Source organism: Nostocoides sp. (genome assembly GCF_037045025.1).
GTDB lineage: Bacteria > Actinomycetota > Actinomycetes > Actinomycetales > Dermatophilaceae > Nostocoides_A.
This window is the reverse complement of record NZ_JBAOHM010000016.1, coordinates 245,691-258,323: the sequence shown is the minus strand read 5'-3', so window position 1 is coordinate 258,323 and position 12,633 is coordinate 245,691. Positions and strand designations below refer to the sequence as shown.

Annotated in this window: 11 protein-coding genes, 1 tRNA gene and 1 pseudogene; 8 read left to right on the top strand and 5 right to left on the bottom strand. The window is 69.8% G+C overall.

The annotated features are described in order from the left end of the window. Positions 1 to 35: 35 nt before the first annotated feature. Positions 36 to 1,637 carry a potassium/proton antiporter gene (locus V9G19_RS23745; RefSeq protein WP_462287858.1) on the bottom strand — a complete coding sequence of 534 codons (1,602 nt, stop codon included), beginning with the start codon at positions 1,635 to 1,637 and terminating at the stop codon, positions 36 to 38. Positions 1,638 to 1,686: 49 nt separating this feature from the next. On the opposite strand from V9G19_RS23745, the gene V9G19_RS23740 reads away from it, so the two are divergent. Next, positions 1,687 to 4,263, top strand: a complete 2,577-nt coding sequence (locus V9G19_RS23740) for a penicillin acylase family protein (RefSeq protein WP_462287857.1) — start codon at positions 1,687 to 1,689, stop codon at positions 4,261 to 4,263. Here V9G19_RS23740 and V9G19_RS23735 read toward each other — a convergent pair. Next, positions 4,235 to 4,822: a 5-formyltetrahydrofolate cyclo-ligase gene (locus V9G19_RS23735; RefSeq protein WP_462287856.1), complete on the bottom strand. Its 588-nt coding sequence runs from the start codon at positions 4,820 to 4,822 to the stop codon at positions 4,235 to 4,237. The genes V9G19_RS23740 and V9G19_RS23735 overlap by 29 nt on opposite strands. A gap of 24 nt (positions 4,823 to 4,846) precedes the next feature. On the opposite strand from V9G19_RS23735, the gene V9G19_RS23730 reads away from it, so the two are divergent. Genes V9G19_RS23730 through V9G19_RS23705 form a run of 6 tightly spaced genes read left to right on the top strand, consistent with a single transcriptional unit; the run spans position 4,847 to position 10,106 of the window. Then, a complete protein-coding gene (locus V9G19_RS23730; protein WP_462287855.1) occupies positions 4,847 to 6,235 on the top strand; it encodes a UTP--glucose-1-phosphate uridylyltransferase in 1,389 nt (462 codons plus the stop codon). Continuing rightward, positions 6,236 to 7,474 (top strand): molybdopterin molybdotransferase MoeA, encoded by a 1,239-nt coding sequence (locus V9G19_RS23725; protein ID WP_462287854.1) that lies wholly within the window; start codon positions 6,236 to 6,238, stop codon positions 7,472 to 7,474. It begins immediately after the preceding gene. A 25-nt stretch (positions 7,475 to 7,499) separates the two neighbouring features. Next, positions 7,500 to 7,979 (top strand): cyclic pyranopterin monophosphate synthase MoaC, encoded by a 480-nt coding sequence (gene moaC, locus V9G19_RS23720; protein ID WP_462287853.1) that lies wholly within the window; start codon positions 7,500 to 7,502, stop codon positions 7,977 to 7,979. Beyond that, positions 7,976 to 8,497, top strand: a complete 522-nt coding sequence (locus V9G19_RS23715) for a MogA/MoaB family molybdenum cofactor biosynthesis protein (RefSeq protein WP_462287852.1) — start codon at positions 7,976 to 7,978, stop codon at positions 8,495 to 8,497. Before moaC ends, V9G19_RS23715 begins: the two co-directional genes overlap by 4 nt. After that, on the top strand, positions 8,497 to 9,150 hold the full coding sequence (locus tag V9G19_RS23710; RefSeq protein ID WP_462287851.1) for a GNAT family N-acetyltransferase: 654 nt from the start codon (positions 8,497 to 8,499) through the stop codon (positions 9,148 to 9,150). The genes V9G19_RS23715 and V9G19_RS23710 overlap by 1 nt, the downstream gene beginning before the upstream one ends. A 23-nt stretch (positions 9,151 to 9,173) precedes the next feature. Then, on the top strand, positions 9,174 to 10,106 hold the full coding sequence (locus tag V9G19_RS23705; RefSeq protein ID WP_462287850.1) for a hypothetical protein: 933 nt from the start codon (positions 9,174 to 9,176) through the stop codon (positions 10,104 to 10,106). On the opposite strand, the gene V9G19_RS23700 is transcribed toward V9G19_RS23705, so the two are convergent. Beyond that, a complete protein-coding gene (locus V9G19_RS23700; RefSeq protein ID WP_462287849.1) occupies positions 10,103 to 11,287 on the bottom strand; it encodes an AI-2E family transporter in 1,185 nt (394 codons plus the stop codon). The two genes, V9G19_RS23705 and V9G19_RS23700, sit on opposite strands and share 4 nt — an antisense overlap. Positions 11,288 to 11,407: 120 nt before the next feature. Here V9G19_RS23700 and V9G19_RS23695 point away from each other — a divergent pair. Next, positions 11,408 to 11,480 (top strand) — tRNA-Ala (locus V9G19_RS23695). Positions 11,481 to 11,567: 87 nt separating this feature from the next. Here V9G19_RS23695 and V9G19_RS23690 read toward each other — a convergent pair. Beyond that, positions 11,568 to 11,760: pseudogene (locus V9G19_RS23690) on the bottom strand (aldehyde dehydrogenase family protein); the annotation flags it as partial. Between the two features lie 34 nt (positions 11,761 to 11,794). Further along, entirely contained in the window at positions 11,795 to 12,544 is a 750-nt protein-coding gene (locus V9G19_RS23685) for a peptidylprolyl isomerase (RefSeq protein ID WP_462287848.1), read from the bottom strand. Between the last annotated feature and the right edge of the window lie 89 nt (positions 12,545 to 12,633).

Genomic DNA, 12,633 nt, shown 5'->3' with positions numbered 1-12,633 from the left:
CGTATTCCCAGCCTGGTCCAGGCGGCTATACCCGATCACGCGTCGGCGTCGGTCGGCGGGGCGCCGACACTGCCGAAGCCGGGCCGGCCCGGCTGCTTGGGAACGCGCACCGGACGGGCCGTCCACCCGGCGAGGCGGCCCTGCTGGCTGATCCGGCGGATCAGCTTCTCGGCCTGCTCCCGCGCCGCGTCGGTGGTGACGACGAGCAGTTGGTCCCCACGCCGGATCGTCGTGCGGGAGCCCGGCACCAGCCCGTGACCGTCCCGCACGATGAGCGTCACGTTCGCGTCCTCGGGCAGGCGCAGCTCAAAGATCGCCACCCCGTGCAGGCGCGAGCGCTTCCCGACGTCGATCTGCAGCAGCTGTGCCTTGAGTTCCTCGACCGGCGTGGACTCCACCGACAGCTCCCGTGACCGGTGCTCTTCGACGACGCCGAGCCAGCGAGCGACATACGGCAGCGTTGGTGCTTGCACGAGCGTGAAGATGATGACGAGAACGAAGACGAGGTCGAAAATCCAGTCGACATTGGGGGCTCGCATCGTCACCGGCACGGTCGCGAGCACGACCGGCACCGCGCCACGCAGGCCTGCCCACGACAGGAACGCTTGCTCGCGAAGCGGCATACCAAACCACGACACCGACGCGAGAACTGACACGGGTCGAGCGAGCAGCAGCAGCACGAGCCCGATGACGATCGCGGGGACCACCTGGTTGCCGAGGTCCTCGGCCTCGGCGAGCAGCCCGAGCAGGACGAACAGCCCGATCTGCGCTAACCAACCCGCGCCGGTCGCGAAGCCGTGAACAGCCTGCCTATGGGGCAGCTTCCGGTTGCCGAGCACGAGCGCGCTCAGATAGGTCGCGATGAAGCCGGAGGCGTGGACCGAGGCGGCCGCGGCATACGCGAGGACGGTCACCGCGAGGATCCCGATCGAGAACAGACCGGAGGACGCCGAGGCCGTATGCCGCATCACCGAGCTGCCCACCCAGCCCACCGACAACCCGATCACCGCGCCGACCGTCAGCTCCAGCAACGCCAGGCCGCCAACGGCCAGGGGGGAGTGGCCGTGGCCGGGGTTGGCGGCCTGCGCCGACAAGGAGGTGACGAGGATGACGACCGGGGCGTCGTTGAAGCCCGATTCGGCTTCCAACATGCCGGTCAGGCGTCGCGGCAGCGGCACATTGCGCAGCACCGAGAAGACCGCAGCGGCATCGGTGGAGGACAAGATCGCCCCGACGAGCAACGAGGTCTGCCAGTCCAGCGCCAGCAACAGATGACACGCGACGGCCACCACCCCGATCGAGGCGACGACGCCCACGGTCGACAGCAGCACCGCCGGGCGGATCGAGCCGCGGATGCTCGACCAGCGGGTGGTCAGCCCACCGTCGGCCAGGATGACGATGAGCGCGCAATACCCGAGGACCTGGGTCAGCTCGGCCGAATGCACCTCCACGGGAATCGTGCTCTCGCCCAGGAATAGTCCCACGCCGAGATAGATGAGCAGCGACGGCAACCCGGTGCGGTTGGACAACCGGATCGCGATGACGCAGACGATCAGGATCAAGGAACCGAGCAGCAGTGCGGGCGTCAGCGCAGCCAGGTTGAAGCCCTCCGCACTGCCCTGCGCCGCGGCCGTCACCGGTGCCAGCCTCCTTCGAATCCGCCATGCGATGACCTAGTCTCGCAGGGTGTCTCGCCTGGGGTTGGCTCGCCGCCTGCTGCTTGTGCTCGTGGTCGTCGTCCTCGTCTTTGCGCTGGCCGCGGGGATCTATGGCACCAACTTCGTGCGCAAGTCGTTCCCGCAGGTCGACGGCACGCTCGCCGTTGCCGGGTTGAGCGCGCCGGTCACGGTCTCACGCGATGACCGCGGCATACCGACGATCGTCGCCGACACGCCGATGGATCTCTTCCGCGCCCAGGGCTATGTCCACGCCCAGGACCGGTTCTTCGAGATGGACCTGCGACGGCACGTCACCGCCGGCCGGCTGGCCGAACTCGTCGGCGAGGACGGGCTGGAGAGCGACAAGGTGATCCGGACGATGGGCTGGCGACGCGTGGCCGAGCAGGAGCTTGGTCAACTCAGCTCCGCCACAAGGCAATACCTCCAGGCCTACGCCGACGGGGTCAACGCCTACCTGGAGGGCAAGGCCGAAGACGAGGTCGCCGTGGAGTACGCGATCCTCGGTCAGCGCCTTCCCGACTACCGGATCGAGAAGTGGACGCCGGTCGACAGCCTCGCGTGGATCAAGGCGATGGCGTGGGATTTGCGCTCGGACTACACCGACGAGCTGCGGCGCGCGCGCATCTTCGGGCGGGTGTCGGCCGATCAGATCCGTGACCTCTACCCACCCTTCCCAGCCGAGCAGAACCCGCCCATCCTCGCGCCCGGCCAGTGGCCCGCGACCGCGGGCAGGACCACCCCCACCGGCAACAGCCGCCGAGCCACGCCCTCGGGGGCCCCGCCGCGCATCGACCGCGCGTATGCCGCGACCATCCGTGCGCTCGATGCGATCCCGGATCTGATCGGTGCCGGCGAGAACGTCGGATCGAACTCCTGGGTCGTGTCCGGTGCACGAAGCAGCACGGGAAAGCCGTTGTTGGCCAACGACACACACCTCGGTGTCGCCATCCCTGGGGTGTGGTATCAAGCGACCCTGCGCTGCCGCCAGGTTGATGCGGACTGCCCCTTCGACGTCAGTGGATTCAGCTTCTCTGGCGTGCCCGGCATCGTCATCGGCCACAACGACACGATCGCCTGGTCGTACACCAACCTCGCCCCCGACGTCACCGACTTCTATCTCGAGCAGGTCGACGGAGTCAGCTATCTGCGCGACGGCGAGCAGGAGCCGCTGACGATCCGCACCGAGACCCTGAACGTCGCTGGCGGCGACCCGGTCTCGCTGACCGTCCGAGAGACCGTCCACGGGCCGATCCTGTCCGATGTCATCGAGTCGCTAGCCAGTGCCGGCGACAACGCACCGGTCGACGGGCGGGCGGACCAGGCCGCATACGCCGTCTCGCTGGCGTGGACCGCGCTGCGGCCGGGGAAGACGATGGACGCGCTCTTCGCCATCGACCAGGCGCGCAGCTTCGAAGACTTCCGCGAAGCGGCCCGCGACTTCGCCGTGCCCTCCCAGAACCTGTTGTATGCCGACACCGCCGGTCACATCGGCTACCAGGCTCCCGGAATGATCCCCATCCGTGAACTCTCTGCGGACGGTGCGCAGACCGGGCTGCTGCCGGCCAAGGGGTGGGAGTCGGAGTGGGACTGGAAGGAGTTCGTCCCGTTCGAGCAGCTGCCGTGGGTGCTCGATCCCCCCTCGGGGTATCTCGTCGCGGCCAACCAGGCGGTGACGACGAGCGACACGCCATTCTTGACCTCCGAGTGGGACCCCGGCTTCCGCGCCAAACGGATCGGCGACCTGATCACGGCGACGCCGAAACTGACCGTGGCGGACATGGCCCGGATCCAGGGCGATACCCGCAACGAGTTCGCGCCCCAGCTGGTGAAGGCGCTGCTCGCGATCAAGGTCAACGACGCCTTCGTCGCCGAGGCCCAGGACCTGCTGCGCGACTGGGACTTCACCAACCCGATCGGGGCCAATCGCGAGAGTGCGGCCGCCGCCTACTACAACGCCGTCTGGTCCAGCATCGTCACCCTGACGTTCAACGACGAACTGCCGCCCGATGTCGCGGCGTCCGGCGGGTCGACGTCGATGCAGTCGGTCGCGGTGCTGCTGGGCAAGCCCAAGAGCCTGTGGTGGGACGATCGCAAGACCGCCGGCGTGGTCGAGACGCGGGATGAGATCCTGCGCCAAGCCCTGGTGACCGCCCGCGACGACTTGACCCGCAAGCTCGGCAAGAACCCGCAGAAGTGGGATTGGGGTCAACTGCACGAGGTCACCCTGCGGCACAAGGTCCTCGGCGGGGAGGGCGTTCCCGGTTTCGTCCGCTGGCTGGTCAACGCCGGTCCGTATGCCGTTCCCGGCGGCTCTGGGATCGTCAACGCCTTCGGGTGGGATGCCAGCGCCGGCTACGCCTCGAACTGGGCTCCGGCGATGCGGATGATCGTCGACCTCGCCGACTTCGACGATTCCGCGTGGAGCGGTCAGACCGGGCAGAGCGGCCACCCCCGGCACGCCCACTACCGCGACCAGATCGAGGACTGGCGGGCGGCGCGGACCCGGCCCTGGCCGTTCAGCGCGGCGGCGGTCGAGGAGGCCGGCACCGATGTGCTCACGCTGACGCCGGGGACGTCCTCCTAAGCGGGGGTGTGCCCCGCAGCCAGGTCAGGCCGTCCGCGGTGACCACGGCATCGACCGGCGCGTCCCACGAGTCGCTCGGCAGGCAGGCGTCGAGCAGCTCTCCCGGGTGGAGCACGGTGACAATCGGGGCCTCGGGGTGGGCCCGCGGCAGCGTGCGGTCATAGCAGCCGCCGGCCTGGCCGAGCCGGGTGCCGGCCTGGTCGACGCTGAGCCCGGGGATGAGGAGCACCGGGCAGGTCGCAACCGCGTCCAGGCCGAGCGGGGTGCGCTCGGGATCGGCGAGGTCGGCCCAGTCGAGGTCATAGCTCGGCAAGGTGATCGGCACCAGCACGCGGGCGCCGCGGGCGGCGAGCGCGCGGCATACCGGCTCGATGTCGGGTTCGATGGGGAGGGGCTCGTATGCCGTGACATCGTCCCCGGGGCCGATCGCGAGGGCGTCGAACAGCGCGGCGAGGTGGGTCGCGATCGCCTCGCCGTCGGCGTGCAGGTCGCGCGTCGCCGCGATCGCCCGGCGCGCGGCCCGGCGCCGAGCGCGTGCCTGCTGCTTGGCCGTTGCCATAACCGGTCATCGTAGGGTGGTCGTATGAGTTCTGAAGGGCTGGCCGCCGCCCGGGCCGCGATGACCGAGCGCGGCGTCGACGCAAGCGCGATCAAGGTGTTCGAGCGGTTCCACCGGATGCTCGAGGAGGGCGCCCAGGGGCTGATGCCCGAGGACACGATCGATCCGCTGACCGCGGTCACTCGGCTGGAGCAGCTCGGCTCGAGCGAGGAGGAGCGGGCCGCGGCGCTCGCCCAGGTCGCGGTCGTCAAGCTCAACGGCGGCCTGGGGACAAGCATGGGCCTGTCCGGCCCGAAGTCGGTGCTCAAGGTGCGCGGCGAGCTGACCTTCCTCGACATCGTCGTCCGGCAGGTGCTGGCTCTGCGGGCCCGGTATGGCGTGCAGCTGCCGCTGCTGCTGATGAACTCCTTCCGCACGCGCGAGGAGTCGCTCGCCGTGTTGCGGGCCTATCCGGAGCTGCCGGTCGAGGGGCTGCCGCTCGACTTCGTGCAGAACGCCGAGCCCAAGCTCACCGCGGACAGCCTTGCGCCGGTGTCCTGGCCGGCCGACCCGTCGTTGGAGTGGTGCCCGCCCGGCCACGGCGACGTCTATGTCGCCCTGCAGGGCACTGGTGTTTTGGATGCGCTGCGGGAGAAGGGAATCCTCTACATCTTCCTCGCCAATGTCGACAATCTCGGGGCGACGTGCGACCCCGATATCGCCGCCTGGATGATCGACGGCAACGTCCCGTATGCCGCGGAGCTGTGCGAGCGGACCGCCAACGACCGTAAGGGCGGCCACCTGGCCGTGCGTAAGTCCGACGGCCAACTCGTGCTGCGCGAGAGCGCGATGGTGGCGCCCGGGGAGGACGATTTCTTCCAGGACAATGTGCGCCATCCGCTCTTCCACGCCAACAACCTCTGGGTCGACATCGAGGTGTTGTCCCGGCTGCTTGCCGAGCGCGACGGCGTGCTCGGGCTGCCGATCATCGTCAACCGCAAGACCGTCGACCCGACCGACAAGAGCTCAACCCAGGTCATCCAGATCGAGTCCGCGATGGGGACCGCGATCGAGGTCTTCCCGGGATCGCAGGCAATCGCGGTGCCCCGCAACCGCTTCCGGCCGGTGAAGTCGACCAACGAACTGCTCCTCGTGCAGTCCGACGTCTTCGAGCTCGACGAGGACAGCAAGATCGTCTCGACGATCACCCACCCGGACCCGTCGATCCGGCTCTCGCCGGCCTATGCGATGGTCGACGATTTTGCGGCGCGTTTCCCCGACGGGCCGCCGTCGCTGCGCGAGTGCACCTCGCTGGAGGTGAGCGCCGATGCGACCTTTGGCGCCGGGGTGCGGTGTGTCGGTGATGTGGTGGTCGACCAGGACGGGCCGATCGCCCCGGGGACGGTGCTGGGCGATGTCTCGGCTGGTGCGTGAATGCGTTCGGTAGCAGAGCACCGCGACGCGATCTTGGCCGCGCTCGGCCCGCTGCCGACGATCACGTTGCCGCTGGACGCCTGCCTGGGGTTGGTCACCGTCGCCGATGTCGTTGCCGCGGTGGACCTTCCGGGTTTTGATAACTCCGCGATGGATGGTTATGCCGTTCGGTCGGCCGATGTCAGCGGGGCGAGCGAAGCCGATCCGGTCGTGCTGGACGTCGTCGGCGAGGTGGCCGCGGGGGGCGACGCCGCGGCATACGAGGTCGTGGCGGGGCAGGCGGTCCGCATCATGACCGGGGCGATGCTCCCGGCTGGAGCGGACGCCGTGGTCATGGTCGAGCGGACCGACGGGGGCTTGGAGCGGGTGGCGATCAGCGAGGCGGTGCCCGCGGGTCGTTCGGTCCGGCCGCGGGGTGAGGACGTGCGCGCCGGGAGCGTGGTCATCCCGGCGGGCACGCTGGTCAACCCGCGGGTCATCGCGCTGGCCGCCTCGACGGGACACGGCAGCCTGGAGGTGCTTCCCCGGCCACGGGTTGCCGTCTTGTCCACGGGCGACGAGTTGGTCGCACCCGGACAACCCTTGCGCCCCGGACAAATTCACGAATCCAATGCGCCGATGCTCGCCGCCTGCCTCACCGAACTCGGGGCCGAGGTCGCCGAGTGCGGCAGCGTGAGCGACGAGCCCGGCGAGTTGATCGGGACGCTTGACGAACTGGTCGCGCGCTGCGATGCGATCGTCACGACCGGCGGCGTGAGCATGGGCGCCTACGACGTGGTCAAGGAGGCGCTGCACGACCGAGGCGTCGAGTTCGTCCAGGTGGCCATGCAGCCGGGCAAGCCGCAGGGATTTGGACGCTATGGTTCCCGGGCGGTTCCGGTTTTTGCGTTGCCGGGCAACCCGGTCTCGGCGTTCGTGTCCTTCGAGATGTTCGTCGCGCCGGCGCTGGATGTGATGATGGGCCGCACCCACGAGCGCCGCGTCGTGCGTGGCGTCATGGGCCACGAGCTGTCCTCCCCGGCGGGACGCACTCAGATCGCCCGGGCCGTGACGACCCGTGACCAGGACGGCTACCTCGTCGATCCCGTTGTCGGGCAAGGATCGCACTTCGTCCACGATCTGGTGCGGGCGAACTCGCTCGTCATCGTCCCGGCACAGACCACGACGCTCGCCGCGGGTGACGAGGTCGAGGTCTGGCTGCTCGACAGCGGAGGCGGGCCGGCGCGAGGTGCCCGGTGAGCCTGGGGACCACAAGGAGAACGGCGTGAACGACGTGCCGGGGCTGACGCACGTCCGAGCGGACGGGTCGGCGCACATGGTCGACGTCTCGGCCAAGGCGGTCACGGCGCGCTCTGCCTCGGCCTCGGGACGGGTGTTGCTGGCGCCCGGGGCCGTGGCCGCGCTGCGGGCCGGCACGCTCGCCAAAGGTGACGCGCTCGCCGTGGCGCGGGTCGCCGGGATCGCCGCGGTCAAGCGCACGCCCGAGCTGATCCCACTCGCCCACCCGATCGCCGTCCACGGCGTCGAGGTCGACCTCGACATCGTCGCGGACGGGGTGGCGATCACCGCCACCGTCCGGACCGCCGATCGCACGGGCATCGAGATGGAGGCGCTTACCGCGGTCGCCGTCACCGCGCTTACCGTCATCGATATGACCAAGGCGGTCGATCGGCACGGGCGGATCACCGACATCCGGGTCACCGCGAAGTCCGGGGGCCGGTCTGGGGATTGGAGCGACTCGTGAGCGACGAGGGCAGTAGCGGCAGTGGCCCGGCCCGGCCGCTGGCGGGCATCCGGGCCCAGGTGATCACCTGCTCGACCCGTGCCGCCGCCGGCGTCTATCCCGATCGTGGTGGCGCGCTCATCGCCGAACGGCTAGGTGAGTGGGGAGCGAGTGTCGCTGCACCGCACGTCGTCCCGGACGGGCCGGCGGTGGGTGCGGCGCTGCGGGAGGCGGTGGCAGCGGCATACGAGCTGATCGTGACAACCGGTGGGACCGGCTGCACACCGACCGACACGACGCCGGAGGAAACCCGGCGTGTGCTCGACCGGGAGATACCGGGCATCGCCGAGGCGATCCGCGCGGCCGGGCTCGCAGCGGGGGTGCCGACAGCGATGCTGTCCAGGAGCCTGGCCGGGCTGGCCGGCGCCGCCGTCGTCGTCAACCTCCCCGGATCCACCGGAGGGGTGCGCGACGCGCTCGCCGTCCTCGAACCTGTTTTGCCGCACTTGCTCAGCCAAGTCCACGGCGGCGACCACTAATGGCGCCGCGGCTGTGGCCGGTGGAGTTGTCCGCGACGCTCCCCGACGGCGGCCTGCTGGTGCTGCGTGCGATGACGCGGCGCGACAAGAGCGACTTCTTCGGCCTGCGGGCGCGCAACAAAGGGTGGCTGAGCCCCTGGGAGCCGACCAATCCCGACGGCATCCCCAACACACTCACCTATGGCCAGTTGCTGCGCACACAGCGCGAATCCGCCCGGGACGGAAGGGCTTTTGCCTTCGCCGTGGCTGTGGACGGCGAATTCGCGGGGCAGCTGACGATCTCCAACGTCGAGCGGGGCGCCTTCCGGTCGTGCACCGCTGGCTATTGGGTGGGCCTGGAGTTCGCTGGGCGCAACCTCATGCCGACGGCGCTGGCGCTGGCCGGCGACTATATGTTCGGCGTCGGGCGGTTGCACCGGCTCGAGGTCAACATCCGCCCCGAGAACCTCGCATCCCTCGCTGTCGCAACGAAACTCGGGTTGCGAGACGAAGGGTTGCGGCGGCGCTACCTGCACATCGACGGCGCCTGGCGCGACCACCGCAGTTTCGCTATCACCAAGGACGAACTCGGCGAAGACGGTCTGCAGGGGCGATTGCGCCGAAATCTTGCGGAGCGGGTGCGACACACCGAGGCAACTACCGAGTTCAGCTGACTGCGCTGAATACGGTTGTGCCCGTGCAGCCGAGCAGCCTGATCTTCTTAATCGTCATCGCGATCTGGGCTGCCTATCTCGTCCAGCATTGGTTGCGCCGCCGCGAGCATCTGAGCACCGCCCGCACCATGGACCGCTTCTCCCAATCGATGCGCATCCTCGACCGCACCAAGGCCGGCCGGGCCAGCGCACCGGGGCCGGTGTCCACCACCGGGTCGATCCCGCTGCACCGCCGCTCGGCCCGGGTCTCGGTTGCCGAGGTGGCCGGCGGCGCGACGATGGCCGTCGAGGTCCCCGACCGGGCTCCTGCGGCGGCCGCGCCGGTGCGAGGGGGCAGCGGACGTGCCCGGACCGTCGTGGGTGGTGTCTTTGTCGCAGCGGTCGCGTTGACCCTCGCCGGGGCTGTCCTTGCTGCCGTCGGAGCGGTCGGCTGGGGGGTGCCCGGAGTGGCTGTGGTCATCGGCCTCGCGAGCTTCGCGGTGCTGAGCCGGATCGCATCGCGGTCGGTTGCCTCCTCTGGAACCGCCGCATCGTCTGCGGGGGCCGCTCCCGTCTCGCGACCGGCCCAGCGTCCGCCCTCCTCTGCCTCAGTCCGCCGCCAGGGCGCAGCGCCACGGGGTCGCAGCGCGCCACCGGCTGCCGCATCGGCGACGAGGGCGCCTGCTGCATCGGGCCCAGCGCCCGCGCTCGTCGGGGCCACGGCCGCCGTAGCCTCATCGCGAAGCCGCGCCGAGGTCTATGACGTCGCCGCGCTGGACGCCGCACCTGTCCGGGCGGAGCCAGCGGTGGCCGCCGAGCAGGTTCCCGGTGCCTGGTCGCCGGTCCCGGTGCCGCCGCCGACCTACACGCTCAAGGCCAAGGCCGTCTATCCCACCCCGCTGGAAGACGCGGACGATGACGATGTCGCCAGCCCGTATGCCGCCGCCCCGACGCGTGGGCGGCACGCCACCGGCTAACTGCTCGCGGTGACGCCACCAGCACCGGGGCCGATTTCCTCGGCTGCCCGGCCGCGCGCGACGTCCCGCTCGACCTGCTGCTGTTCACCGGCGGTGAGAACTTCGTCGACGTCGTCCGGAGGTGCCTCGTCGTCGGCGAGCAGGTGATTGCCGACGGCGTTGAGCACGGCCGCGACCGGCACGGCGATGAGGGCGCCGACGATGCCCCACAGGATGACGCCGGCGGCGATCGCGAGGATGACGGCAAGCGGATGCACCCGCACGGCACGCCCGAGCAGGAACGGCTGCAGCACGTGCGACTCGATCTGCTGCACCCCGATGACCACACCGAGCATGATCAGCGCGGTGATCGGCCCCTTGGCGACCAGCGCGAGCAGCACCGCCACGATCCCGCTGAGCAACGCACCGACGACCGGGATGAACGCGCCGAAGAACACCAGCAGTGCGATCCCGCTGGCAAACGGCACGCCGAGGATGGCCGCGCCGACCCCGATCCCGGTCGCGTCGGCAGCGGCGACCAGGATCGTCGCCCGGCAGAAGGCCTGCAGCTGTCCCCAGGCGATCGCGCCGCTCGAGGTGACCTTGGCGCGGGCGGACTGGGGGAAGAGCCGCACGAGCCACGCCCAAATCGCGGCACCGTCGAAGAGGAAGAAGAACAGCGCAAACATCGCGATGAAGAAGCCGGCAACGACGTGCGTTGCCGTCAGCCCGGCCTTGGTGGCGGTCTCCCCGAGGTTGCCGCTGGATACGGCGTCGCGGGCCTTTTGGAAATACTCGGTGAACTGCGAGTCGGTGATGTGGAAGGTGTCGCGGATCCAGTCGCGGATCTGGTCGATGCCCTCCCCCACCTGGTCGGTGATGTCGCTGAACTGCGAGGAGAACTGCGAGCCGACAAAGGTCATCAGGCCGGCGATCACCGCGAGCGTCCCCAACACGGTGATCGCCGCGGCCAAGGCGCGCGGGAGTTTGCCTGCGAGCCGGCGGCATACGGGCTCCAGCAGCGCGCACAGCAAAGTGGCGACGATGATCGGCACGACGATCTCCGACATGAAGCCGATCGCCCGGGCCGCCAGGTAGAGCGCCGCGCCGATCAGCAACAGGCGCCAGGCCCATTCGCTGGCGTCCCGGACCCCCTTGGGGACCGCCGCGGAGACGCGGCTCGGGGAGGGTTGGCTGGTCACATCGCTCCTTCACATTGCTGACGGCGACCTCCGAGCGCCGTCTTGGGTCATGGGCGAGCGTATGCCGTCCGGCCGGTTTCCCGCCCCCGCGCGTGCGGTGTTATGGTTTTGAAGCACTTTGGGGCTGTGGCGCAGTTGGTAGCGCGTCTCGTTCGCAATGAGAAGGCCAGGGGTTCGAATCCCCTCAGCTCCACCCCTGTCGATGATTGCCCTGCCCGGTTCGCCTCGTCCCCTTGATCCAGCAGGTCAACGAGGACCGCACCCCGGTCGAGATCACGTCGCGCATGGCGTTCTCTCCCCGGAACACTGTCGGCTGGATGTCGTAGCCGCCGGCCAGGTCGCCCTCCAACTCGGTGGGCTCGCCGCCGATGAGGACCTGCGCCCCCTCCTGCGTGCCGATGTCGATATAGGACAGGATCTTTTCGAACTGGTCGCTGCTCGCCTGCGCCCATCATCGTGTCGGTGTCCAGCGGCTTGCACGTGCGGGCGCAACCGGAGCGGGGACCCTCAAACGCCGCCGGTGCGCTTGGCCCGCTCGATGAGCACGCGCGTGGCCGGCATACCGTCCTCGGGGGCGCCCTCGTCGGCCGGGTCGACACCGGCGGCGGCGATCCGGTCCAGGACGGCCATGCCCGCCTCGGTGACCTCGCCGAAGACGGTGTAGTCCGGTCGCAGCCGGGAGTCGGCGTAGACGAGGAAGAACTGGCTGCCGTTGGTGTCGGGGCCGGCGTTGGCCATCGCGAGCAGGCCGCGCCGGTAGTTCTTGCGGCTGCCGTCGGGGAAGCCCGGCCAGTTCTCCAGTGCCTTGGCCGTGGTGAGCTCATCCTTGAACCAGTAGCCGGGGTCGCCCCAGCCGGTGCCGAGCGGGTCGCCGCACTGGAGAACCGACAGCGCGTAGGGCGGGGTGTGGTAAGCGGTCAGGCGGTGACAGATCGTGTTGTCGAAATACTTCTGGCGGGTCAGGAACAGGAAGCTCTGCACGGTGCAGGGGGCGCCGGCCTTGTCCAGGACGAGCGGGATGTCGCCCTGGTTGGTCTGCAGGACGACGGCGGCGTTGCCGTGGGTGGGCGCCTTCTTGGGGTCCGGGGGAAGCCCGACCCAGGTCGAGTAGGTCTGGTCCTCCAGGGGGGTGAACGCGCACGCGCCCGTGGTCGGCCCGGTGTTGTGGCCCGCGGGCTTGGCTTGCGCGGCGGGCGGTAGGAAGGCAGTGGAGGCCGCCACGGTGGCAGCGAGCAGGATGGCGCGGATGGATGGCACGGGGAATCCTCCTTCGGCTGGGGACCGGTCGATCCCACCTGGGCACCCTAGGGCGGTTCGGCGAGGTTCGCCTGTCGAGCGGTGCGGGT